This window comes from [Empedobacter] haloabium, from assembly GCA_008011715.2.
GTDB lineage: Bacteria > Pseudomonadota > Gammaproteobacteria > Burkholderiales > Burkholderiaceae_D > Rugamonas > Rugamonas haloabia.
The window spans coordinates 2374365-2398748 of the sequence record CP136508.1; the positions used below are offsets into that span (position 1 = coordinate 2374365).

Below are 24384 nucleotides of genomic sequence, written 5' to 3' on the forward strand. Positions count from 1 at the left end.
GAGCAAGCCGCCCGCGGGCGGCTTTTTCTTGTCGGAGTGCGCGCACGTTACCGTGCGCGTATCGCAATCGGCGCCGTTTTACTCTACCTTGAAGGCGTCGTCCCGGGAATCCTGATCGAACAATGTCGAACAATCCAAACAGGAGGTTTTATGCTGGCGATGAATTACCGCGGACCGTACCGCGTGCGTGCGGACCACAAACCCGATCCCGTCATCGAACACCCGGGCGACGCCATCGTGCGCGTCACCCGCTCGTGCATCTGCGGGTCCGACCTGCACCTGTACCACGGCCTGGTGCCCGACACCCGCGTGGGCACGACGTTCGGGCATGAATTCGTCGGCATCGTCGAGGAGGTCGGATCAGGCGTGACCAAGCTGAAGGTGGGCGACCACGTGCTGGTGCCGTTCAACGTGTTCTGCGGTTCCTGCTTCTTCTGCCAGCGCGAGCTGTATGGCAACTGCCACAATACCAATCCGCAAGCGTCCGCCGTGGGCGGCATCTACGGCTACTCGCACACGGCCGGCGGCTACGACGGCGGCCAGGCCGAGTTCGTGCGCGTGCCGATGGCGGACGTGGGGCCGACCGTGATCCCGGCCGACCTGCACGAGGACGATGCCGTGCTGCTGACCGATGCGCTGCCGACCGGCTACCAGGCCGCCGAGATGGGCGACATCGCCGAGGGCGACACGGTGGTCGTGTTCGGCGCCGGCCCGGTCGGCATCTTTGCCGCCAAGTCGGCCTGGCTGATGGGCGCGGGCCGCGTGATCGTCGTCGACCACGTCGAATACCGGCTCGATTTCGTGCGCCGCTATGCGCAGTGCGAGGTCATCAACTTCCGCGAAGTCGATGACATGGCCCTGCACATCAAGAAGATGACGGACTGGCTGGGCGCGGACGTCTGCATCGACGCGGTCGGCTGCGAGGCGGCCGGCAACGCGATGCAGACCATCGCCGGGCCCTACACGATGCTGCAGGCCGGGTCGGCGACGGCGCTGCACTGGTGCATCAACTCCGTGCGCAAGGGCGGCAACGTGTCGATCGTGGGCGTCTACGGTCCCACCTTCAATGCCGTGCCGATCGGCAATGCGCTGAACAAGGGCCTGACCTTGCGCATGAACCAGGCCAGCGTCAAGCGCCACCTGCCGCGCCTGATCGAGCACATCCAGGCCGGCCGCATCGATCCCAAGCAGATCATCACGCACCGCGTGCCGCTGGAGGAGGTGGCCGACGCCTACCACATCTTCTCGAGCAAGCTGGACAACTGCATCAAGACCGTCCTGATTCCGCCCAGCGCGCGCCAGACCCGCGCCGTCGCCGCCACCGCTTTGAACTGAGGAGGATCGCATGAGCCATCACACCCATGAGCACGGCCACGACCATGAGCACGGTCACGGCCGCAACGACCTGGCCGTGTTCCAGCACGGTCGTCCGCCGGTGGACCGCTCGGCCATCCAGGGCTGGGGCGCGGACCTGGACCGCAAGAACCGTCCCGCCTATCCGATGGAGCGGATGCCGCAGCGCCTGGATGCGCCGCTGACCCAGCCCGACCAGCAGCCGCAGCACGTCGAGGTGCTGGTGTCGCCCGAGCGGCCGCACATGACGCCGCTGTTCGGCAGCCCGCAGCCGCCGTCGGGGTTGTCCGGCATGCTGCGCCGGGCCGCCTTCAGGAGTACGGAAAACGACGTCCGCCACTGGCTGCTGTTGCTGCTGGCGGACCGCGTCAACGTCGTCGAGGGGCTCGCCGAGGACCTCGCGCGCGGGCACGTGCCGAACATCTTTGCCGAGATGGGCATCAAGGCGGAGTGGGAGCACAACCGCGTCGGCCTGGCGAAGAAGGTGGCGGTGGCGGCGGCCGTGGCCGGGGTCGGCTACTACCTGCTGAAACGTCGCAGCGAGCGCTGACGGTGGCGGCCATGCAGACCAACGCCGCCACGCCGTCGTTGTGGACCGCCACGGCCCAGGTGCCGTCCAACCCGCCGCTGCCCGGCGATACCCAGGCCGACGTGTGCGTGGTCGGCGGCGGCATCGCGGGCCTGACGGCGGCCTATCTGCTGCTGAAGGAAGGCCGCTCCGTGCTGCTGATCGACGCGCTCGACGTGGGCGCCGGCGAGACCGGCCGCACCACGGCCCACTTCTTTCCGCCGGACGAGCGCTACTTTGAAATCGCGCGCCGTTTCGGCGACGACAAGGCGGCCATGCTGCGTGCCAGCTACGAGCAGGCCACCGACCTGGTCGAGAGCATCGTGCAGAGCGAGCAGATCACCTGCGATTTTCGCCGGCTGGAAGGTTACCTGGTGCCGGCCGGCCCGGGCGGCGCCGAAGTCATCGACAAGGAGCATGCGGCTGCCGTCAAGCTGGGCGTGGACGTGGCGCGCCTGCCGCGCGTGCCAGGGCTGGAGTGGGACACGGGGCCGGCGTTGTGCTTCCATCGCCAGGCCCAGTTCCATCCGGTCAAATACCTGGCCGGCCTGCTGCGCGCGGTCAAGCGCCTGGGCGGCCAGGTGTACGGCGGCACCCGCGCGCGCGAACTGTCCAGCAGCGCGGACGGCATCACGGTGACGACGGAGCGGGGCAATATCCGCGCCCGCGCCGTCGTGGTCGCGACCAATACGCCGTTCAATACGCGCGTCGTCATGCATACCAAGGTGACGGGTTACCACAGCTACGTGGTGGGCCTGAAGGTGCCGCGCGGCGCGCTGCAGCCGTTCCTGCTGTGGGACACGGGCGACCCTTATTATTATGTGAGGTTGGACGCGCAGCATGACGAGCAGCCGTACGACATCCTCGTGGTGGGTGGCCAGGACCACAAGGTGGGGCAGGACGGCACGCCGCGGCACCGCTATGACGAGATCGAGGCCTGGACCCGCCAGCGCTTCCCGCAGGCACAGGAAGTGGCGTATCGCTGGTCGGGCGAGGTGATGGAACCGGCGGACGGCGTCGCCTACCTGGGTCGTGCGCCAGGCGAGAAGGGCGAGGTGTACCTGATCACGGGCGACTCCGGCAACGGCATGACGCATTGCACGGCCGGCGCGATGCTGGTGACGGACCTGATCCAGGACCGCACCAACCCCTGGGTGCCGCTGTACAACCCGGCGCGCAAGCCGGTGCGCAGCCTGGGCGAATTCATGCTGGAACAGGCCAATACCCTGGCGCAGTATGCCGACTGGCTGCAGGGCGGCGAAGTCAGCGCGCCGGACCGCATTCCGCCGGGGGAGGGCGCGTTGATCCGCGACGGCCTGAAGCTGATGGCGGTGCACCGGGCCGACGACGGCAAGCTGACCTTCCTGTCGGCCGCCTGCCCGCACATGGGCTGCGCGGTGCACTGGAACTCGGGCGAGAAGTCATGGGACTGCCCATGCCATGGCTCGCGCTTCGACATCGAGGGCAAGGTGCTGCACGGGCCGTCGGCGGCGCCACTGGCACGCCTCGAGAGCAAATAGCATTGCTGTCGCCAGGGTCTGGCCCTCCGGGACTGACCCTAATGCCGCTAAGTTAAGGAAATTTATCAGCCGGCCGCAGACGTCTTTCCACCCAAAAGCGGAGAGCTGGGGTCAGACCCGGCGGGTCTGACCCCGGTTTTGGACCTGGGGTTGAGGGATACGCCTGCGGCCCAGTGAGTCTGACACCCTTAACTTAGCGGCATTAGGGACTGACCCTGAAGTTCGTCGGTGCTCTGCAAACTTCGGGGTATGGTGCCGGTTGGCAGACCGGCACCGCGCCGCAGGCAAGCAGCGCTGATGCTCGCAAGCCCTGCTGCGCTCCCTCAGGGACAGACCCAGTGCCAGGGGTGTCGTCTTCTACCATCCGATCGCCAGCAGGCGCTCCGCCATCCGCGGCCAGCACAGGTTGCGCACCTCGTCCGCCGTCGCCCAGCGGTAGCCGTCCGCCTCGGGCGTCGGCTTGCCCGTGATCCGGTGCGCAAAGAAGCTGGTGCAGCGCAGGGCCGACAGGTCGCCCAGCTCGTCGCCAGCGTCCACCCGGAACAGGTGCAGGCGCTTGTCGCGGCGATAGTCGAACACGCCCAGGTCGACATAACGGTCCAGGTCGAACACCACGCCCGCTTCCTCGAACAGCTCGCGCGCGGCGGCCTGCAGCGGCGTTTCGCCCGCGTCCAGCAGGCCTTTCGGGATGTCCCAGTGGGCCGTGCCCGTCACATGACACAGCAGCAACAGGCCAGCGCCGTTGACGACCAGGGTTCCGCACGACGTTTCCAAATTCTCATCCTCTTTACAAGACAGCAGCAAGCATTGTAGGGCAGTGCCGGCGCGGACAGCGCCCGACTGTTGTTTCTGTTGATCCGCGTAAAGTTCCTTGCGGAAACTTATCGACAGTTACTGTTGCTTTGGGTAAAGTTGTACGCCTGGTGGCACCCCGCCCTCGTGCCCCCGCCATTCCGGCAACCCATGCGAGCTGATGCTCGCCTATGTCTGTTCCGCTTGCCGCCCATTGGCCGGCGCGGCGTTCTTTCAATCGTCATCGGATCTTGCACATGCCACGCAGCTGCCGCCCAGTCTGTCATCGTCATCGCCGCGCGCGCGCCGCCGCGTGCCTGCTCGCCGTCGCGGTCGCGTTACCCGGCGCCGCCTTCGCGCAGAGCGGACCCAAGTGGACATTCGGCGGCTTCGGCACCGTCGGGGCAGTGCACAGCAGCGAAAAGTTCGCCGACTACGCCGCCACCCCGCTCTCGCCCGGCCAGGCCGGCCACACGCGCGACTGGGCCTTCGATGTCGACAGCCGCCTGGGCGCGCAACTGGCGGTGCAGCTCGACAAGCGCTGGTCCGGTGTGATCCAGGTCATCTCGGAACGCACCGTGACGGCCGGGTTCCAGCCGCACGTGGAGTGGGCCAACGTGAAATACCAGGCCACGCCCGACCTGTCGATCCGGGTGGGCCGGATCGCCGCACCGATGTTCCTGGCGGCGGACTACCGCAAGGCCAGCTTCGCGCTGCCGTGGGTCCGACCGCCCGTGGAGCTGTACAGCACCATGCCGATCACCAACAGCGATGGCGTCGATGCCACCTATCGCTGGCATACCGGCGCCGTGCGCCTGACCACGCAGGCGTTCGTCGGCGGCACCCGCATCCATCTGGCGCGCGACTTCACGGCGCGCGCCCGCCATGGCGGCATCAACCAGACGGCCGCGCTGGGCGCGCTGACCTTGGGCGTCTCGCTATCCCAGGCCCGGCTCGAGGTGCCGAACGGCGGCGAGCTGTTCGACGTGCTGGACCGGTTCGGCCCGCAGGGCCGGGCGCTGACCGAGCGCTACGACGTGCGCTCGCGCCGCACCAACGTGTTCGCGGCCGGGTTCAACTACGATCCGGGCAACTGGTTCGTGCAAGGCGAAATCGGACGCGTCAACACCCGCTCGATGCTGGGCGATCAGACCGGAACCTATGTCAGCGGCGGCTACCGCTTCGGCGCGCTGACGCCGTTCGCGACCCTCAGTCACGTGCGCGCCAACATGGCCACCCGGGTGGAAGGCCTGGCCACCGCCCACCTGCCGCCGCCGGCGGCGGCGCTGGCCGGCCAGGCCAATGCCGTGCTGAACGATTTCCTGCGCGAGGTGCCGGACCAGAGCAGCGCCAGCGTGGGCCTGCGCTGGGACGTGGCGCCGAACTACGCCGTCAAGCTGCAGTTCGACAGCGCCAAGCCGCACAAGGACTCGGTGGGAACGCTCGTCAATGTGCAGCCGGGCTTCCGGTCCGACCGTGCCTTCCGCGTGTTCAGCGCGTCGCTCGACTTCGTGTTTTGAGGGGAGGGCGCATGCTGAAATCGACTCTCTTCGCAGCGCTGCTGCTGGGTGGCCTCACCGGCGGCGCCGCCGATGCGGCCGAACTGGTGGTGATCGTGTCCGCACGCGCGGCCGTCACGACGTTGCGCCAGGACCAGGTGGCCGGCATCTTCCTGGCCGAGGCCAGCAGCTTCCCCGACGGCGGCGAGGCCGTGGCGGTGGACCAGGGCGTCGGTTCGCCGCTGCGCGACGAGTTCTACCAGAAAGTGGCGAACCGCTCGCCGGCCCTGATGAAGGCCTACTGGACCAAGATGATCTTCACCGGCCGCGGCCAGCCACCGCGCGAGGCGCCCAACAGCGCGGCGGTGCGCCGGCTGGTGGCCGACAACCCCGGCATGATCGGCTACATCGAGCGCGCCGCGCTCGACCCGTCCGTGCGTCCCGTGCTGGTGCTGAAATGATGCGCGCCGCCAAAGCCCGGCTGGTCGGCCTGCGCTGGCTGCGCCTGGGTCTCGAGACCTATGTGTCGCTGCCGCTGTTCGCGCTGCTGTTGCTGGGCGTGATCTGGGGCGCCGCCTTCCACTTCATCGGCAACGACCGCATCGCCGCGCAGGGGGCCGCACGCGATTCCGTGCAGGAGCTGATGGAAATCTACGAGGCGCAGGTGGTGCGCAACCTGAACGGCATCGACCAGACGCTGAAGGTGATCAAGTATGCCGTCGAGCGCAAGGGCACCGCGGGCGCGCTGCCGGAGCTGGCCGAGCAGGGCCTGTTGCCGCCGGGCGTAGTGTTTGCCGTCAGCATCGCCGATGCGAACGGCCACATCGTCGCCAGCAGCCCGCGCTCGTCCCTGCATTCAGTGGCGGGGGAACGCTATTTCGCGGCCCAACGCGACAGCCGTGCCGACAACCTGTACACCTCCGAGGCGATGCGCGACGCCGCGCGCGACGACTGGCACCTGCATTTCACGCGCCGCCTGAACGATCGCGACGGCAGGTTCGCCGGCATCGTCATCCTGGAGGTCGATCCGACCTATTTCACCAGCGGCTACGAACGCTCGCGTCAGGGCGATCTGGGCATGGTCGCCCTCGTCGGCAGCGACAGCCTGGCGCGCACGGTGCGCATCGGTGAGCACAGCAGCTGGGGCCAGCGCATCGACCTGGAGCTGTGGCGCCATCCACAGGCGCAGCCGTGGCCGGGCCGGCTGGACGGCGTGCGCCGCTACACGGCGGCGCGCACGCTGCGCAACTACAACCTGACGGTACTGGTCGGCCTGGCCGAGGTGGAACAGCTGGCCGCTTTCGAGCGGCAGCGCCGCAAGTACCTGTGGGAGGCTGGCCTGGCTTCGGCCGCCACCGTATTCGTCATGGCGGTGCTGTGGATCTGGTCGTGGCAGGGCGCCAAGGCGCGCGCGCGCATCCGCCGCGCGCAGGAGACCTACGCGGCCGCGTCGGAAGCGAACCTGGACGCCTTCTTCGTGCTGCGCGCGGTGCGCGACGGCGGCGGCGCCATCGTCGACTTCCGCATCGCCTCGGCCAACAGCCGCGCCGAACAGATGACGGGCCGCAGCAAGGAGGAGCTGCGCAGCCACACGCTGTGCCAGTGGCTGCCGCAGGCGCGCGACAACGGCATGTTCGCGCGGCTGGCACAGATCATGGTGGCGGGCGGCACGCACCAGGAAGAGTGGCGCAACGAGATGCCGGAGTTCAAGGCCGAGTGGATGTACTGGCAGATCGTCGGCGTCGAGGGCGGCCTGGTGGCGATCGTGCGCGACATCTCCGAACGCAAGCGCGACGAGGCGCGCATCGTCCACATGGCGCACCACGATACGCTGACGGGCCTGCCGAACCGCAGCCTGATCGGCGACCGCCTGGAGCAGGCGATCCTGCTGGCCGAGCGCGAGAAGCACCAGCTGCTGGTGGCATTCGTCGACCTGGACAGCTTCAAGCTGGTCAACGACAGCCTCGGTCATGCGGCCGGCGACGAGCTGCTCAAGGTGGTGGCCAGCCGCATGGTGGACTGCCTGCGCCGCAGCGACACGGTGGGCCGCTTCGGTGGCGACGAGTTCGTGCTGGTGCTGCCGCAGCCGCAGGGCATCGACAGCGGCGGCATCGAGGCGGCGGCGCTGCTCGAAAAGGTGCTGGCGGCGGTGGTACGGCCGGTCGCGCTGGAAGGGCAGGAGGTCCAGGTCAGCTGCTCGATCGGCGTGGCCATGTACCCGCGCGACGGCAACGACGGCGGCACGCTGCTGATGAACGCGGATGCCGCGATGTACCGCGCCAAGGAACTCGGCAAGAACAACGTGCAGTTCTACGCGCAGGAGATGAACGCCTCGCTGGAAGAGAAGCTGGCGCTGATGGAGGGGCTGCGCAAGGCCGTCGACGATGAGCAGCTGCGCCTGGTCTATCAGCCCAAGGTGGACCTGGCCAGCGGCGCCGTGTTCGGGGTCGAGGCGCTGCTGCGCTGGCAGCATCCGGAGCGCGGCATGGTGCGGCCGGACCACTTCATACCGCTGGCCGAGGAGAGCGGCAGCATCGTCGCGATCGGCGAGTGGGTGCTGCGCGAGGCCTGCCGCCAGGCGCGCCGCTGGCAGGACGCCGGGCTGCCGCCGCTGGTGGTGTCGGTCAACGTGTCGCCGCGCCAGTTCGACGACCGGCGCCTCGTGACGCGGGTGGCGGACGCGCTGCGCGACGCCGGGCTGGAGGCGCGCTGGCTGGAACTGGAAGTAACGGAAAGCCTGATCATGCGCGATGTGCAGCAGGCGGTGGACAAGATGCGCGAACTGGAGGCGATGGGCGTCGCGCTGTCGATCGACGATTTCGGCACCGGCTATTCCAGCCTGGCCGCGTTGAAGTCATTCCCGATCAGCCGCCTGAAGATCGACAAGTCGTTCGTGCACGACCTGGCCCACAGCCCGGACGACCAGGCCATCGCCCGGGCCATCATCTCGCTGTCGCACCAGCTGCAGATGCGCGTGATCGCCGAAGGCGTCGAGACGGAACAGCAGCGCGCCTTCCTGGTGCAGTACGGTTGCGACGAGATGCAGGGCTACCTGTTCAGCCGCCCGGTCGCGGCGGACGAGGTTCCGGCGCTGGTGCTGCCACCCGCCGCGGCGGCCTGAATGCAAAGCTTGCACTTTGCCACCATGACGGCGTGCGGTACGATAGCGACCGTACTCGAGTCGAGCGCTGCTGCTACAATCGATGAGCCGACTCCAATCACGAGGACAAGCGCGCCATGCTGAACCGAACCATCATCCGGCGACCCGCCGGGCCCCCTAGCGCCGCGCCATCGGCCGGCCGGTGGGGGCGGTGACGTGCCGCGCCTGAACAGCCTGCGCGGCCGCCTGATCCTGCTGGTGGCGCTGGCCATCACGCCGATGGCCGCGATGACGGTGCTGACCGGCGTGCGCGAGCGCGAACACGCGATCGAGGTGGCGCGCGAGAACCTGCAGCGGGTGGCCAACCTGGCCGCCGCCAACGAGGCCCAGTCGATCGAAGGCGCGCGCCAGATCCTGCGCGACCTGTCGAGCGTGCCCGACCTGCTGGGCGACCCGAACGATTGCAGCGTGCTGCTGTCCGATATCCTCGCCAAGAACACCGACTATGCCAATTTCGGCTTGATCCGCCTGAACGGCGACGTCACCTGCAGCGCCGTCTCATCCGCCACGCCGGTCAACCTGGCCGACCGGCCGCACTTCCGCCGCGCCATCACGGAACGCCGTTTCGTGGCCGGCAACTACGTGTTCGGCCGCGTGATCGGCAAGCACACGGTCAACCTGACCTATCCCGTCACGCATGGCGACGACGTCGTGGCCGTGCTGTTCGCGGCACTCGACCTGGCAGAGCTGGACAAGTTCGTGCTGGACGTGAAGCTGTCGCCCGGCTCCGTGCTGTGGACGGCCGATGCCAACGGCACCATCATCTCGCGCCGGCCGGACCCGGGGCCGTGGTTCGGCAAGAAGGTACCGGCGCCGCTGCATGCCGCGCTGGCGCAGCGGCCGAAGGTACCCGTCGTGCTGGCGGATGCCGACGGCGTCCAGCGCCTGTACGCGTTCGCCCGGGTCGGCAGCCACGAAGTGTCGGACTACACGGTGATGATCGGCATCCCCTACCAGGAGATCGTGGCGGCGGCCACGCGCGACCAGCTGATCGCCATCGTCGGCCTGGTCGCCACGATCACGCTGGCGCTGCTGGCGGCCTGGTTCGGCGGCGACGTGCTGATCGTGCGGCGCGTGCAGGCGCTGGCGCGTACGGCCAACCGCATCGCTTCCGGTTCGCTCGAGACGCGCACCGGCATGCGCTACGAGAACGAGGAGATCAGCGACCTGGCCCGCTCGCTGGACGAGATGGCGCAGGCGCTGCAGAAGAAGGATCTGGAACGCGATGCGGCCTCCGCCTCGCTGCAGGCAGCCGACCGGCGCAAGGACGAGTTCCTGGCGATGCTGGCGCACGAGCTGCGCAATCCGCTGGCACCCATCAGCGCGGGCGCCCAGGTGTTGAAGCTGACCCAGGGCGACAACCCTGCGGTGGCGCGCACGGCCGACATCATCGCGCGCCAGGTCGAGCACATGACGCGCCTGATCGACGACCTGCTGGACGTCTCGCGTGTGACGCGCGGCCTGGTCAAGCTCAATCGCCAGCCGCTCGACCTGCGCGGCGTGGTCGAGGACGCGGTGGAGCAGGCCTACCCGCTGTTCAAGAGCCGCCGCCAGCAGCTCGAACTGAGCCTGCCGCAGGTGCCGGTCGGCATCGACGCCGATCACAAGCGCATGGTGCAGGTGGTGGCCAACCTGCTCAACAACGCGGCCAAGTATACGCCCGAATACGGCCATGTGCGTGTCGCCGTCGTCCGCGACGACAGCATCGTGCGCCTGACGGTGAGCGACGACGGGATCGGCATGGCGCCCGAGCTGGTGGCGCGCGTGTTCGAGCTGTTCACGCAGGCCGAGCGCACGTCCGACCGTTCGCAGGGCGGCCTGGGCCTGGGGCTGGCGCTGGCGCGCACGCTGGTGCTGCTGCACGGCGGCAGCGTGCGCGCGGAAAGTGCCGGCCTGGAGCGCGGCAGCACGTTTACCGTCGAGCTGCCGTGGCACGAGCTGGTGGCGCCGGCCGTCGCCGTCGCCCCGGCCGACGACGCGCTGGCCCGGCCGGGCCGGCTGCGCTGCCTCGTCGTGGACGACAACGCCGATGCGGCGCAGACACTGGCCCTGTTCCTGGAAGCGGCCGGGCACGAGGTGATGGTCGCCTACCGCGCCGCCGATGCGCTGGCCATGGCCGCGGCGGGCCGGCCGCAGGTGTGCTTCCTCGATATCGGCCTGCCCGACATGGACGGCAACGAGCTGGCCACGCGTCTGCGGGCGCTGCCGCAGACCGCCGGCGCGCACCTGATCGCCGTCACCGGCTACGGCCGCAAGGAAGACCAGGAAAAGGCCATCGCCGCCGGCTTCGACCATTATTTCGTCAAGCCGATGGACACGGCCAAGCTGGTCAACCTGCTGGGCGTGCTGACCGGGCAAGCCCGGCAGGTCGGTGAGGCGGCTACCTCGGCATAATGCCGGGTGGCGTTGCTGGCATAGTAAGATGCTGCCTTTTCATGCCGATCGCCTTGTGATATTGCCCTTCCTGTCCGCTGCGCCGGCTTGTGCCAGGCCGGCGCGCGTTGCGCCGCGGCGCACCGGTGGCTGGTTGCTCGTCGGTGCGCTGGGCGCGGCTGCCTGCCCCATCGCATGGGGTTTCGAGCACGAGCTTGGCGTACCGCTGGCGCTTGCCGCGCAAATCGGCCCGCTGACAGTGGCGCGTACGGCCGTCCGGCTCGACGGTCGCGCGGTCACGATCACGAACCTGCTGCGCAACGACAGCGCGGCAGCGCAAACCGCCGCCTTCTATGCCGCCACGCCCATCGTGGGCCAACTGGGTATCGCCGAAGAGCACGCCGACAAGCGATTCGCCGAGCTGGCGGTCCTGGTGCAAGGCCGGCCGGTACGGCTGCGCCGTGCGGCGACGACCTACTTCCAGGGGCGCGACATCACGCGCCAGCTGGCGCGTGCCGGCATCGATGCGCTGCGTCCGGACGCGGCGGCGCCGCGCCAGCTGGCCCGCCTGCCGCCCCATCTGCGGGTCAATGCGGACCAGTGGCGCAGCACCGTGACCTACGCCTGGCGCAGCACGCTCGCCGCCGGCGCCAGCATGGTGCAGGAAGTACGTTACCGCGCGCTGCCGCGCTTCAACCTTGCGCTGAGCCCGTCGGTGGAGCTCGACCGGCAGGTCGCGCAGTTCTGCGGCGCCGCCAGCGACGTGCGGCGGGCGATCGACGCGGCCGACCCGGGCGCCGCCGCCGTGCTGGTCGAGCGCTACGATGTCCCGCTGGACTACAGCATGCTGGGCGACGTCGAGGTCGCCGTTCACCAGCCGGCGCCCAACTGGCAGGGCGCCAGGCCGGTGGCGACGCTGGGCTGCGGCCTGTCAGCCCAAGCGGGCAACGCACTGGCAGGCACGGTCGCACCTGTCGATGCGACGCTCAGCTTCCTGGTCATTTCCGTGGTCGGTCCGGGTGAGGCGCATGCGCTCGCGGGCGATTAACGCACTGCCGGCGCTGCTGCTGGCACTGGCGTGGAGCGGGGCGGCCCGGGCGGACGATTTCCGCCTCGGTAAGCTCAGGGTGACCGAGCGGGACGATGGCCTGATCGTGCGGGCGAGCGAACCCGTCGCGCTGGCCGCGCTGGGCAGTGGACGGTACTGGCCGCCACTCGTGCTGGACAGCAGGGGCCGCCTGCACGCGGGCGCGGCCGTCGTCGACGCGGCCAGTGGCCGCGTTACGCGGCACGCCGGCGTCACCTTGGCGCTGCCGCACGGGGTCTCGGTGACGGTGCGCGGGCAGGGCTACCGCATCCGTCGCGGCAAGGCCGGCTGCACGGTACGGCCGGCGGCGCTGGGCCTGGGTGACGGCAAGACGGCAGCCGCGGCCCTGCATGACGGCAATGTGAAGTTCGTGCCGTCGGCGACCGGGCTGGTGGCCCTGGCCAGCTGGCTGGGATGGGACACGCGTGACACGCGGTATATGGCGACGGCGATCGACATCGAACGCTGTCGGCTGCGCGCCACGCCGCTGGGCAATCCCGACCTGCTGGTGGAACTGAACCATTCGCCCGGCGCCGGCTGGTGGATCACGGGATCGATCGAGCAGACCCTGCTGCGCTCGCGCGACGGCCGTCACTGGCGGCCCGTGCCGCTGCCGCAAGGCCTGTCCAGCCTGGTCAGCAGCTATGCCGTGGACGCCCGGGAAATCTGGCTGGCGGGAATCCACGACGCCGACCTGGAGCGCGACCCATTGCTGGTGCACTCCGCCGACGGCGGCCGCCACTGGCGCAATGTGCCGCCCGGCGACCCCTTGCTGGCGCGGCTCCCCGTCGGTTGGCTGGAGGGGCAACGGCGCCTGCCGCGGCCTTGATCGGCGCGCCGCGCGGCGTGCGCTGCGCCGGCGGCGCCCCTGGCATACTGCGGCCATGAAACGCTATCGCAACCTGGAAGGCCACTCGGGCGTGCTGGCCTACGACATCCGCGACACGGCGATCGCCGTCAAGTTCGTCGGCGGCGACGTGTATGACTACACCTATGCGAGGCCGGGCCGTACCCACGTCGAGGCGATGAAACGGCTGGCGCTGGCCGGGCGAGGATTGTCCACCTACATTTCGCAGCACGTGCGCGACGACTACGCGGCCCGTCACGAAGCAGGCTGACGCAGGCCGGTCGCTGCCACGCAAGGAAGCCGCCGGCTATAATGGCTGCGGGCGGCGCTGCCGCCGTGCCACCATGCCTCCCGATGAGACTGACTTCCTTTACCGATTACACGCTGCGTTCCCTGATCTACCTGGGAATGAACCGCGATCGCCTGGCCACGATCCAGGACATCGCCGACCTGCACAAGATCTCCAAGAACCACCTGACCAAGGTGATCCACCAGTTGGGTGCCAGCGGCCTCGTCGAGACCGTACGCGGCCGCAATGGCGGCCTGCGGCTGGCGCGCGAGCCGGAAGACATCAATATCGGCGCCGTGGTGCGCCAGAGCGAGCCGGACTTTTTCATTGCCGAGTGCTTCGACCAGTCCCGCCACGATTGCATCTTCACTGGCGCCTGCGCGCTGCAGCACAAGCTGGGCGAGGCCATGCGCGCCTTCCTTACCGTGCTGGACGGCGTTACGCTGGCCGATGTGCTGCCGCGTCCGCGCAGCGCGATGGGCCAGGCCCTGCACGAGCAGCCCGTCGTGCTGCATCGCCTGCTCAAGTAACCCGCTTGCCCGGCGCACTGCCGGGGCTGTGTCAGCTTTGGTGCCTGACCCCAAAGCTGACACGCGCTCGACTGTAAGCGCCTGAGACATTTTGTCCCGACACGAGCCGTTTCAAACATGTAAAATGAATGCATGTTTAATTCAGGCCATCACGAGGAGTCTCACATGCTGTCTGCCGAACACCGCGCCATCGTTTCCGCCACCGTTCCCATCCTGGAGCAGGGCGGTGAAGCGCTGACCACTCATTTCTACCAGCTGCTGTTCGCCGACTTCCCCGAGGTCAAGGCCTACTTCAACCAGGCCCACCAGCACGACGGCGGGCAGCCGCGCGCGTTGGCCAACAGCATCCTGATGTACGCGAAAAACATCGACCGGCTCGCGGCGCTGGGCGACCTGGTGTCCGTCATCGTCAACAAGCACGTGTCGCTCAATATCCTGCCGGAGCACTATCCGATGGTCGGTGCCAGCCTGCTGAAGGCGATCCGCGAAGTGCTGGGCGCCGAGACGGCTACGGATGCCGTGCTGGAAGCGTGGGGCGCCGCATATGGCCAGCTGGCCGATATCCTGATCGGTGCCGAGCGTGCCGCCTATGAAGGCCAGGCCCATGCGCCGGGCGGCTGGAACGGCCTGCGCCGCTTCGTCGTGGCCGAGAAGCGTGCCGAGAGCGAGGAGATCACCAGCTTCGTGCTGCGCCCGCAAGACGGCGGCGCCGTGATGGATTTCCAGCCAGGCCAGTACATCGGCTTGCGCGTGCTGGTCGACGGCGCCGAGCAGCGCCGCCAGTATTCGCTGTCGGCCGCGCCCAACGGCCAGACCTACCAGATCAGCGTCAAGCGCGAAGCGGGCGGCAAGGTATCGAACCACCTGCATGACAGCGTCGACGTGGGCGACGTGGTCGAACTGCTGCCGCCGTCGGGCGCTTTCACGCTCAGCGACAGCGCCAAGCCGATCGTGCTGATCAGCGGCGGTGTGGGCATCACGCCCACGCTGCCAATGCTGAACCGGGCGCTGGCCACCGGACGCGAGGTGCGCTTCATCCACGCGGCCCGCCATGGCGGCGTGCACGCATTCCGCGACCACGTGGATGCGCTGGCGGCCCAACACCCGCAGCTGCGCCGGCACTACATCTACGCGGAAACGCGCGACGGTCATCCGGTGCCGGATGCGGTGGGCCTGCTGGACCGCGAAAAACTGGCCGGCTGGCTGCCCGCGTCGCGCGACGTGGAAGCGTATTTCCTGGGGCCGACGCCGTTCATGCGCGCAGTGAAACAGCTGTTGCGCGAGCTCGGCATTCCGGAGTCGCAGACGTATTTCGAGTTCTTCGGCCCGGCCGCGGCGCTGAACTGAGCGCCGGGCCCGTACTGGGCCACGGGCCTCGAATGGGCGGGCGGCACGCGGCCGCTCGCCCGACATGTCAGCGGTCGCGGCGGCGACGGCGCACGGCTCCGGCGCTCAGCAGCAGGCCGGCCCCCAGCATTGCGCAGGTGGATGGTTCTGGTACCGAAGAGGTAATGGAGAACCTCGTCTGGACGGTCGGTCTCCGCTGGAAATCGCCGCAGCAAATGGCGTTGCTGGGATTGTCGTACCCATAAGTGGGCATGTCCCAGTAATGGAATTCATGGACCGATGCGGCAGACGAGTATTCCGAACTGGCGGCGAACGCCAACTCGCCGCCGATGGTGTACGTGAAGGAATGGATCTGGCAGCCCGTAAAGCCGTACGTATCCTGGCCGCGTTGCGGGCATCCGATCAATTCGACTACCCTGGAGCGGCCGAAGATGATGCCGAAACGCTCCAGTTCATTTTGCGAAATGACGTTATCGCCATCGAGGTTGTCAGCCTTGAAGTAACCCCAGACCGTTGCGTCGGGATTCCATGTGACCGGCGGCTCGCCCGAATCCCGATCCGGGGGGCTGGTTTCAGTGAATCCCTTCCATTGAAATTCATAATAGCGGGGCGCCGCGTCGACAGTCGGATCTAGTACAAGCGCGGCAGCGGCGATCAGCCAACTTTTTTAACATGTCTTCTCCTTTTCAGATGAAAGATCCTTGTGTGTTGGCCGATTCGGGAACGTATCGCACCGCCGCGCCGTATCGGATCGGAGCCAGTGCTCAGCGGTCGCGACGCCGCGCCACGCCGGCTGTCAGCAGCAGGCCGGCGCCCAGCATGGCCCAGGTCGACGGTTCCGGCACGGAAGCGGTGATGGTAAAGGTGGTCTCCGGCGTCGCGTTGGCCCAGGAGCTGCCGCAGCAGACGTCATTGCTGGTACGCTGGTAACCGCCGCCCGGCATGCTCCACGACCTGTAGCTATAGACGCTGCCGCTGGAGGACCATTCGCCGCTGGCCTGCAGGGTGAGGTCACCGCCCTTGACATAGGAGAAGGCGCCGATCGAGCAGCTTGTCAGGCCGCCGGTATTCCAGGCCGTATCGGGACAGCCGATCAGCTCGCTCGGGCGCCAACCGCCCGCATCGATGCCTAGACGCGAGATCTCGCTGAGGACGATGATATTGTCACCGTTCAGGTCTTCGCCCTTGAAATAACCTTTGATCGACGCCAGCGGGCTCCAGCCGCCATTGGTCTCGCCGGTCCACGGGTTGGTCGAGAACACGTCAAAACCCTTCCATTCGAATTCGTAATACATCGGTGCGGCGTTCGCCATACCCAATGCCGACAGTGCGGCAGCTGCCGCGAGGAGTTTTTTCAGCATATTAGTTCCTTCTTTATTGATAGTTAATATGAAAATACGGAACTTGATAATATATTATTTTTGGTGCTGATGGATTATCTCGGATTATTCACCGCTTGGCCGTCGATGCGGCGATGAACAGGTCGGCCACGGAGTCGGCCTGGGAAACGGCCTCGCGCAGTGTGGCCAGCAGCGACGCCACGGCAGAGAAGTGATTGGCCAGCAGCAGGGTAACGATTCGGCGGGCCATACCGTGACATGGTATGCCGGCTGGCTGCGACGCATGGGGGACGGCGGCACGGTGCTGAGCCAGCATGCGCTGGGCTATCCCGGCAATACGGCCCGGCAGGGCGCGCCCTGGAAGCAAGCGCAGACCGTGGACATCGGCGCTCGGACGGTATGTTCAAACCGTCGGGCAGGATCGGCCGCATGCGCGCGATCGCCGTCGCGCCGCGCCTGTTGCGACCACCAGTCCGGCTGCCAGCATGGTCCACGTCGATGGCTCGGGAACCGACGCGATCATGGTGAACTTCGTGTCCTGCGTTACGCTCAGCCAGGAATCGCCACAGCACACATCGTTGCTGAAATTGCTTCGACCGTGCTCGGGCATATCCCAGTAATAGACCCGGTAAACCGAGCCGGCAGAGGACCATTCGGCGCGGGCCCGGAACGACAGCGGGCCGCCGGTCTCATAGGAGAAGTGCTCGATCACGCAACCAGTCAGGCCGGATATATCCGAATCCCGTCCCGGGCAACCGATCATCTCGCCCTCGCCGGCATTGAATCGCTCCACCTCGCCAAGCGTGATGATGCCATCGCTGTTGACGTCATCGGCCTTGAAATAGCCGCTGATGACGGCTTCGGGCTCCCAGCGCGTGACCGGTTCCGGATCGATCGGCGTGGTGTAGCTGTAATTGAATCCCTTCCATTCGAAAGCATAATACATGGGGGCTGCCTGGACAGAGGAGAGCGTGAGCAACGCGGTCGCGGCGGCAATCAGGTGTTTTTGCATGATGGTACCTCTGGCGTGGACGTGATATCGCAGACGTGCGGCCCTGCCGCACTGCCGACCCGAGAGTGCGGTCTGGCTGGTATCAATATAGTCCAGCCATGCCGCCCCGTTCGGACTGCCGGAATCGCCTTGATGTACGTCAGAACCCAGTGCGGCGGGACGGCCGCGATGAGGCGCGACGTCCGCGGCACTGTGCCTTCAACCGACCCTGCCTGGGCGGCTCACACCAGCATCGCGCTGTTCATCGCGGCGGCATCGGCCTTGGCCTGCTCGACCAGGCGCTTGGCCATGTCCTCGTCGATGAACAGGTCGACCACGGAGTCGGCCTGGGGCACGGCCTCGCGCGGCGTGGCCAGCGGCGACGGGACTGGGGAAAAATGATTGGCCAGCAGCAGGGTATCGAGCAGCGTTTCCGGGGGCACGCCCAGGAAGCCGTCGCGCAGGCCCTCGATGGCGCTGGCGACCGGCTCGGGAATACCCAGCTTGTGCATGACTTCGCGCAGGATGATCTCCTCGCTGGCGGGCTGCCAGTTGTCCGGATCGGGATCCAGCAGGCCGGGGAATTCGTCGGCGCGCGACAGCAGGTAAAAGCCGCCGACCTCGTGCACGATGCCGGCGAACAGGGCGGTATCCTGGTTCACTTCCGTCACGTCGCGGGCGATCAGGCGCGCCAGGCAGGCGACGTGGATGGTGTGCTGCCACAGCTGCTCGGCCTTGGCGCGCAGCGCCGGGTCGCCGATCTTGCTGCCGAACTGGCGCACGACCATTGCCGCCGCCAGCGCGTACAGGTTGTGGTAGCCGATGCGCGTGATGGCCGCGCGCACATTGGTGATCGTGCCGCCGCCGCGGTTGAACATGGCCGAGTTGGACAGCGCGACGGTGCGCGCGGCCAGCAGGGGCTCGGCCAGCACGAGGCGGATCGCCTCGTCCATCGGGCAGTCGGGATCGTCCAGTGCCAGCTGGACCCGCAATGCGGCGTTGACGCTGGTGGGGAACACCAGGTCGCCACGTATCGCCAGCGCGGCGATGTGCCCGAAGGCTTCCAGTTTATTCATGCATAAAATTATACGCAGGGCGGCACGGCGACACAAACGTGCGCCGTGTGCCTGTCGCTCAGGCGCCCGCCAGCTGCGGCTGGCGCGCCGGGTCCTTGCTGCGATAGCGTTCCACGGACAGGTCGTCCGCATGGATCGCCGGGCGGCGGGCCGACATGATGTCGGCCAGCAGCTGCGCGGACCCGCACGACATCGTCCAGCCCAGGGTGCCGTGGCCGGTGTTGATGAACAGGTTGCGCAGCGGGGTGCGGCCGACCACCGGTGTGCCATCCGGTGTCATCGGACGCAAACCGGTCCAGAAGGTGGCATCCAGCGTATTGCCGGCGCCGGGGAACAGGTCGTTGACGACCATTTCCAGCGTTTCGCGCCGGCGCGGGTTCAGGCGCTTGTCGTAGCCCGCGATCTCGGCCATCCCGCCCACGCGGATGCGCTCGTCGAAACGGGTCACGGCGATCTTGTAGGTCTCGTCCAGGATCGTCGACGTCGGCGCCTTGGCCGCGTCCACGATCGGCACCGTGATCGAATAGCCCTTCAGCGGGTAGACGGGGATGTCCACCAGATTCTTCAGCAGCGGCGTGGAATAGGCGCCCAGCGCGACGACATACGAATCGGCCGTGACGATCTCGGCGCCGCAACGCACGCCGCCGATCTCGTCGCCCTGCGTGACGAGCCCGGTGATGTCGACGTTGTAGCGGAACTTGACGCCCAGCTCCTCGGCCATGGCCGTCAGCTTGGTCGTGAACAGCTGGCAGTCGCCCGTTTCGTCGTTCGGCAGGCGCAGGCCGCCGACCAGGCGTCCGGCCGCGATGCCAGGCTCGGCCGACAGCAGCTCGCGCGCGCCCAGCAGTTCGTACGGCACCCCGGTCTCTTTCAGCACTTCGATGTCCTTGGCCGCGTCGTCCATCTGCTTCTGGGTGCGGAACAGCTGGGTCGTGCCTTGCTGCCGGCCTTCATAACTGATGCCGGTGGCGGCGCGCAGCGCCTTGAAGCAGTCACGGCTGTACTCGGCCAGGCGCACCATGCGTTCCTTGTTGACGGCGTAGCTGTCGGCATTGCAGTTCTTCAGCATCTGCCACATCCACTGCAGCTGGAACAAGGTGCCGTCCGGCGTGATGGACAGCGGCGCGTGGCGCTGCAGCATCCATTTCATGGCCTTCAGCGGGATGCCCGGCGCGGCCCAGGGCGACGCGTAACCGGGCGAAATCTGGCCGGCGTTGGCGAAGCTGGTTTCCAGGGCCGGACCGGGCTGCCGGTCCAGCACCGTCACGTCATGGCCGGAACGGGCCAGGTAATAAGCCGTGGTGACGCCGATGACGCCGCTACCGAGAATGACTACGCGCATGCTTGCCTCGAATATAAGAATAGTTGTGTGCAGATTTTTACTATGATAATGTGGTCCAGGCAGTGTTTGTTACTATAAAAAATCGGGAATTCAGTAAAAAATCATGCGCACACAAAAGGAATCCGTTCGTACCCTGGACAAGCTGGACCGCAAGATCCTGCGCATCCTGCAGGAAGACGGGCGCATCTCGATGAAGGACCTGTCGGAGCAGGTGGGTCTGTCCATCACGCCGGCCATCGAGCGGGTCAAGCGCATGGAGCGCGACGGCGTCATCACGGGCTACCACGCCCGGCTCAATCCGGCCGCGGTCGGCGCGACCTTGCTGGTGTTTGTCGAGATCACGCTGAACCAGAAATCGGCCAGCCACTTCGAACAGTTCCGCCGCGAGGTATTGCGCATTCCCGAGGTGCAGGAGTGCCACCTGGTGTCGGGTGACTTCGACTACCTGATCAAGGCGCGCATCCACGAGATGGCGGAATACCGCAAGCTGTTGGGCGACATGTTGCTGAACCTGCCCGGCGCCGCGCAGTCGAAAAGCTATGTGGTGATGGAGGAGATCAAGGAAACGCTGGTGCTGGCGACGGAGCCCGGGTAGCGGTTGCGACCCGGATCTCGGCGATCATCTCGCCATCGGCGTCGATGCCGATCTCGGCGAATCCACAGGACCGGTACAGGCGCCGCGCCGCCAGGTTGTCCGGCTTGTAACAGATCGTGATGCGGCGCGCGTCCGGGCGGGCGCGCAGGTCGTCCAGCAGCAAGCGCAGCGCGCGGCGGCCGACGCCCCGGCCCTGGCGCTCGTGCGCGACCATGAAGCGGTAGATGCCGTAGTGGCCCGGCTCGTCGTGCGCCATGCTGTCGTACAGCAGGAAGCCGGCCGGTGTGCCGTCGCAATAGATGGCGTGCATGCGCCAGTCGGTATAGTAGTGCGCCTGCGCGATCGACTCGGCATTGTTCGCCAGCCAGCGATCCTGTTTGGGCGGCAGGCGCAGCGCGATCAGGTCTTCGAAGTTGTCGATGGTGACGGGTTCCAGCGTAACGAGCAAGGTTGCCTCCTGGCAGAAAAACGATCAGGCAAATCGCATCGCCGCCGCGCCACAGGCGATCAGGCCGGCCGCGGCCATGCGCCGCCGGCCTATGTCCTCGCGCAACAGCACACCCGCGATCAGGGTGGCAAACAGGATCGACGTCTCGCGCAGCGCCGCGACCAGCGCCACGGGCGCGCGCGTCATCGCCCACAGCGCCAGTCCATAGGCGAGCACCGTGCCCACGCTCCCGGCCAGGCCCACGCGCCAGTGGGCCCGCGCATAGGCCAGCATCGCGGCCCGGCGCGGCAGCACGGACAGCAGCAGCAGCGGCGCCGACAGCACGAACAGCCACAATGTGTAGCCGGCCGCGCTGCCGGAGCGGCGCACGCCGATGCCATCGATCAGCGTGTAGGTGGCAATGGTCAGCGCAGTGCCCAGCGCAAAGAGGGTCGCGCGACGTCCGGCACGGCCGTGGCCCAGGCTCATGGCCAGGACGCCGCCGCAGATGACGAGGGCCGCGCCATACTGTGCCGATGTCAGCGTTTCGCCCAGCAGGGGCGCGCTGGCCGCCAGTGCGAACAAGGGCGCGGCGCCGCGCATCAGCGGGTAGGCATGGCTCATGTCGCCGTGTGCGTAGGCGGCCGCAAGCAGTCGGTAATAGACGAGGTGGCAAGCGGCCGACGCCGTCAGCCATGGCCAGCTGGCGGGGGCCGGCGGCCGGACGAAACACAGCAGCGGCAGGGCCACCAGCGCGGCGCTGGTGGCGATCAGCACGGTGCCGAACAGCTTGTCGGGACCTGCCTTGACGACAGCGTTCCAGCTGGCATGCAGCAGGGCGGCGCACAGGACAACGGAGAGCAGAAGGATGGACATGGGCCTGATTGTTGCATTAATGGCAATCGAGGACAAGTGTTCCGCGCCAGGGCGGCGCTTTTGTAGTGCGGCACGCCCACGCTGGCGCGCACCGGCGCGAAGTCGGCCGGCGCCCCGCGCACCGCTGCGCGGCAGTTTCCGCCGACCCGCGCTTCCACTAGAATGCAAGAACGGCATTTTTTCTTCCAAACGGGAGCCATCGTGAACGACGCTACTTCCCATCCGCAACTGACGCCGGCCGCACCGGTCCTGACATTGAAGTTGCGCACGCTGGACGAACACCTGTGCTCCGACCAGAGCTTCGCCTCGGCGCTGGCGCGTGCCGTCGGCGCCGTCGCCGTCGGCGAGGATGGCACCGTCACGCTCGCCCAGTTCGCCGCGGTGACGGATATCGCGGGCGAGGGCAAGGCCTCCGCCGTGTTCACCGCGCTGGTGCTGAACGCCATCGAGTCCGGCGTTACCGTCGAGTGGGCGCTGAACGCATTGGCGCGCAGCAGCGGCAGCGCCGACATGGCCGCGCGCGAGGGCGCCTTCGTGCTGATGCGCCCGCTGCTCGCGCTGCACGGGACCCGGGCCCGGCCGCTGGCCCAGAAGGTGGCGCGCGCGCTCGGCATCCGCCTGACGCCCGAGCACTACTACACGCTGCCGCCGGAGCAGGAACGCCGCCTGCTGAACAACCTGGGCACGCAGGCGCGCAAGCTGGTCAAAGGCAGGGGGCTGGTCGACGCCATCGCCGATTTCGGCCGCAGCACGGGCCAGACCGAGTTGCTGGACCATGCGCGCGGCTTCAACGGCGGCATGATGGGCCAGGAGGAGCTGCGTGACGCCGTGCAGCGGGCCGTCGCCACGATCAGCCAGGGCATCGCTACCTACGAGGAAAGCGCCGGCGCGCCCCTGCCGGCCGAGGCCGGCGCTGCCGGGCTGTCCGCCACGGCCGAGCAATTGCGCCAGCAGGTGCTGCAGCGCCTGGCGCTGATCGACGCCCGCATCGCGTACGAGCGGCGGGTGCTGTGGCAGGACATCGACGATGCCGTGCACGACGCCGGCAACGCCGTCGAGCTGGCCATCGCGGAGCGGCTCGACAACGAGCAGTGGAAGGACGAGCAGGTCTGGTCCAGCATCGGCCGCCAGCAGTTTGCCCAGGAAATGGAGACCCGGCTGGAACGCGTCACGCGGCGCAAGCAGGAGGCGCTCGACCTGCTCAACAACGACCTCAAGCTGTTCCAGGCCGACATGCGGCTGTCCCAGGTCAATGCCTTCGAACGTCAACACAGTGCCGCGCTGGCGCGCCTGATGCCGCGGCTGCGTATCGGCACCCGGCTCGTCAACACGGTCGATACCGCTGCCAACCTGACGCTGATGGGCAGCGCCGTGGCCGCCGCCGGCACCAGCACCGCGGCCTACCTGTTCGGCGTGGCGGTCGTGGTGCCCGTCGTGGCGCCGGTGGTGCCCTTCGTCGGCGGCGCGGTGCTGCTGGCCAGTGCGTTCAAATGGGCCACCGACAGCAACAAGCGCAAGCGCGACGAGATCCGCGACAAGCGCCGCGCCTTCGAGGAAGAGCTGCGCCGGCGCATGAAGGAGGCGGAGGAATCGTTCGTCGTGCAGCTGGACCGGATCGGCACGGCGTTCTACGAATCGGCCAGCCAGTTGCTGACGCCGCTGATGCTGGAAGCGGAAGCCGCCGGCCGCATCCAGGGCATGCGCAAGCGCATTGCCGACAAGGTCATCGCCCAGGCGCGCGGGGCGATCGCCCAGCTGGAAGGCGCGCTGGCGCGTCCCGCCTGAGCCACCTTCGTGCGGTGGCGAACATACGCAATCGGAATTGACTAAGTACAATAAAGCCGTGCCGGCCACCCCGCGCCGGCCTTGGTCCTGACGAATGTGTATATGAAACAGCTTATCCTTGCCGCCAGCCTGCTGGCCCTCTCTTCCGTGTGCGCCGCCCAGGACGTCGGCGTGTCCATCAACATCGGCCAGCCCGGCTTCTACGGCCGCATCGACATCGGCAACACGGCGCCGCCGCCCGTCATCTACCGGGAACCGATTATCGTGCAGCGTCCGGCCCACTACGTCGCCGAGCCGCTGTACTTGCGCGTACCGCCCGGCCACGCGAAGAAATGGAGCAAGCATTGCGCCCGCTACCGCGCCTGCGGCAGGCCGGTGTACTTCGTCCGGGACGACTGGTACCTGAACGAGTATGCGCCACGCTACCGCGCCGAGCACGGCCGCGGCGGCCCGCACCGCGAGGAGCGCGAGCACGGCGGCGGCCACGGCAAGGGTCATGGCCGCGACAAGGACCATGGCCATGGCAACGGTCACGGCAAAGGTCACGGCCGTGACTGATTGAGCCGGCCGGCCGCCATTCAACCAGG

Annotated in this window: 24 protein-coding genes; 16 read left to right on the top strand and 8 right to left on the bottom strand. The window is 67.7% G+C overall.

All coding sequences use genetic code 11. The features are described 5' to 3' along the window. Positions 1-150 precede the first annotated feature (150 nt). The 3 genes from E7V67_010370 to E7V67_010380 are packed head-to-tail and all read left to right on the top strand — an operon-like array spanning position 151 to position 3441. Complete coding sequence (locus E7V67_010370) at positions 151-1335, top strand: zinc-dependent alcohol dehydrogenase (GenBank protein WUR15478.1); 1185 nt, start codon at positions 151-153, stop codon at positions 1333-1335. Positions 1336-1345: 10 nt separating this feature from the next. Then, positions 1346-1903 carry a hypothetical protein gene (locus E7V67_010375; protein WUR15479.1) on the top strand — a complete coding sequence of 186 codons (558 nt, stop codon included), beginning with the start codon at positions 1346-1348 and terminating at the stop codon, positions 1901-1903. 11 nt (positions 1904-1914) lie between these two features. After that, a complete protein-coding gene (locus tag E7V67_010380; protein ID WUR15480.1) occupies positions 1915-3441 on the top strand; it encodes an FAD-dependent oxidoreductase in 1527 nt (508 codons plus the stop codon). 357 nt (positions 3442-3798) lie between these two features. On the opposite strand, the gene E7V67_010385 is transcribed toward E7V67_010380, so the two are convergent. After that, a complete protein-coding gene (locus tag E7V67_010385; protein WUR15481.1) occupies positions 3799-4215 on the bottom strand; it encodes an NUDIX domain-containing protein in 417 nt (138 codons plus the stop codon). Positions 4216-4490: 275 nt separating this feature from the next. Here E7V67_010385 and E7V67_010390 point away from each other — a divergent pair, with 275 nt between their 5' ends. The 10 genes from E7V67_010390 to E7V67_010435 all read left to right on the top strand — a co-directional run bounded on the left by E7V67_010390 (position 4491) and on the right by E7V67_010435 (position 15999). After that, complete coding sequence (locus E7V67_010390; protein ID WUR15482.1) at positions 4491-5753, top strand: porin; 1263 nt, start codon at positions 4491-4493, stop codon at positions 5751-5753. Positions 5754-5764: 11 nt separating this feature from the next. Continuing rightward, positions 5765-6193: a phosphate ABC transporter substrate-binding protein gene (locus tag E7V67_010395; protein WUR15483.1), complete on the top strand. Its 429-nt coding sequence runs from the start codon at positions 5765-5767 to the stop codon at positions 6191-6193. Further along, complete coding sequence (locus E7V67_010400) at positions 6190-8853, top strand: EAL domain-containing protein (protein WUR15484.1); 2664 nt, start codon at positions 6190-6192, stop codon at positions 8851-8853. The genes E7V67_010395 and E7V67_010400 overlap by 4 nt, the downstream gene beginning before the upstream one ends. Positions 8854-9048: 195 nt before the next feature. Further along, on the top strand, positions 9049-11286 hold the full coding sequence (locus tag E7V67_010405) for an ATP-binding protein (protein ID WUR15485.1): 2238 nt from the start codon (positions 9049-9051) through the stop codon (positions 11284-11286). 55 nt (positions 11287-11341) lie between these two features. Then, entirely contained in the window at positions 11342-12313 is a 972-nt protein-coding gene (locus E7V67_010410; protein WUR15486.1) for a DUF4424 family protein, read from the top strand. Beyond that, positions 12294-13181 (top strand): hypothetical protein, encoded by an 888-nt coding sequence (locus E7V67_010415; protein WUR15487.1) that lies wholly within the window; start codon positions 12294-12296, stop codon positions 13179-13181. The genes E7V67_010410 and E7V67_010415 overlap by 20 nt, the downstream gene beginning before the upstream one ends. Positions 13182-13236: 55 nt before the next feature. Then, positions 13237-13470 (top strand): hypothetical protein, encoded by a 234-nt coding sequence (locus E7V67_010420; GenBank protein WUR15488.1) that lies wholly within the window; start codon positions 13237-13239, stop codon positions 13468-13470. An 83-nt stretch (positions 13471-13553) separates the two neighbouring features. Further along, on the top strand, positions 13554-14018 hold the full coding sequence (locus tag E7V67_010425) for an Rrf2 family transcriptional regulator (protein ID WUR15489.1): 465 nt from the start codon (positions 13554-13556) through the stop codon (positions 14016-14018). A 165-nt stretch (positions 14019-14183) separates the two neighbouring features. Further along, positions 14184-15365 carry an NO-inducible flavohemoprotein gene (gene hmpA, locus E7V67_010430; protein WUR15490.1) on the top strand — a complete coding sequence of 394 codons (1182 nt, stop codon included), beginning with the start codon at positions 14184-14186 and terminating at the stop codon, positions 15363-15365. Between the two features lie 262 nt (positions 15366-15627). Further along, positions 15628-15999, top strand: a complete 372-nt coding sequence (locus E7V67_010435; GenBank protein ID WUR15491.1) for a hypothetical protein — start codon at positions 15628-15630, stop codon at positions 15997-15999. 130 nt (positions 16000-16129) lie between these two features. Here the strand turns inward: E7V67_010435 and E7V67_010440 are convergent, their stop codons facing one another. From E7V67_010440 to E7V67_010460, 5 genes are all read right to left on the bottom strand, one after another. Next, the gene (locus tag E7V67_010440; protein WUR15492.1) at positions 16130-16726 is read right to left on the bottom strand and encodes a PEP-CTERM sorting domain-containing protein; all 597 of its coding nucleotides are present in this window, start codon (positions 16724-16726) and stop codon (positions 16130-16132) included. A gap of 88 nt (positions 16727-16814) precedes the next feature. Further along, positions 16815-16955 (bottom strand): hypothetical protein, encoded by a 141-nt coding sequence (locus E7V67_010445; protein WUR15493.1) that lies wholly within the window; start codon positions 16953-16955, stop codon positions 16815-16817. A 153-nt stretch (positions 16956-17108) separates the two neighbouring features. Next, positions 17109-17717: a PEP-CTERM sorting domain-containing protein gene (locus E7V67_010450; protein ID WUR15494.1), complete on the bottom strand. Its 609-nt coding sequence runs from the start codon at positions 17715-17717 to the stop codon at positions 17109-17111. Between the two features lie 221 nt (positions 17718-17938). Then, a complete protein-coding gene (locus tag E7V67_010455) occupies positions 17939-18772 on the bottom strand; it encodes an HDOD domain-containing protein (protein WUR15495.1) in 834 nt (277 codons plus the stop codon). A gap of 58 nt (positions 18773-18830) precedes the next feature. Then, complete coding sequence (locus tag E7V67_010460; GenBank protein ID WUR15496.1) at positions 18831-20114, bottom strand: D-amino acid dehydrogenase; 1284 nt, start codon at positions 20112-20114, stop codon at positions 18831-18833. Between the two features lie 103 nt (positions 20115-20217). Between E7V67_010460 and E7V67_010465 the strand changes: the two genes are divergently transcribed. Further along, positions 20218-20709 carry an Lrp/AsnC ligand binding domain-containing protein gene (locus E7V67_010465; GenBank protein ID WUR15497.1) on the top strand — a complete coding sequence of 164 codons (492 nt, stop codon included), beginning with the start codon at positions 20218-20220 and terminating at the stop codon, positions 20707-20709. Here the strand turns inward: E7V67_010465 and E7V67_010470 are convergent. Together E7V67_010470 and E7V67_010475 are read right to left on the bottom strand one after the other, a co-directional pair. After that, complete coding sequence (locus E7V67_010470) at positions 20672-21157, bottom strand: GNAT family N-acetyltransferase (protein ID WUR15498.1); 486 nt, start codon at positions 21155-21157, stop codon at positions 20672-20674. The two genes, E7V67_010465 and E7V67_010470, sit on opposite strands and share 38 nt — an antisense overlap. A gap of 24 nt (positions 21158-21181) precedes the next feature. After that, complete coding sequence (locus E7V67_010475) at positions 21182-22012, bottom strand: DMT family transporter (GenBank protein ID WUR15499.1); 831 nt, start codon at positions 22010-22012, stop codon at positions 21182-21184. A 201-nt stretch (positions 22013-22213) separates the two neighbouring features. Between E7V67_010475 and E7V67_010480 the strand changes: the two genes are divergently transcribed. Both E7V67_010480 and E7V67_010485 read left to right on the top strand, forming a co-directional pair. After that, on the top strand, positions 22214-23797 hold the full coding sequence (locus E7V67_010480; GenBank protein WUR15500.1) for a hypothetical protein: 1584 nt from the start codon (positions 22214-22216) through the stop codon (positions 23795-23797). Positions 23798-23899: 102 nt separating this feature from the next. Continuing rightward, a complete protein-coding gene (locus E7V67_010485) occupies positions 23900-24355 on the top strand; it encodes a hypothetical protein (GenBank protein WUR15501.1) in 456 nt (151 codons plus the stop codon). The last annotated feature ends 29 nt before the right edge of the window (positions 24356-24384 follow it).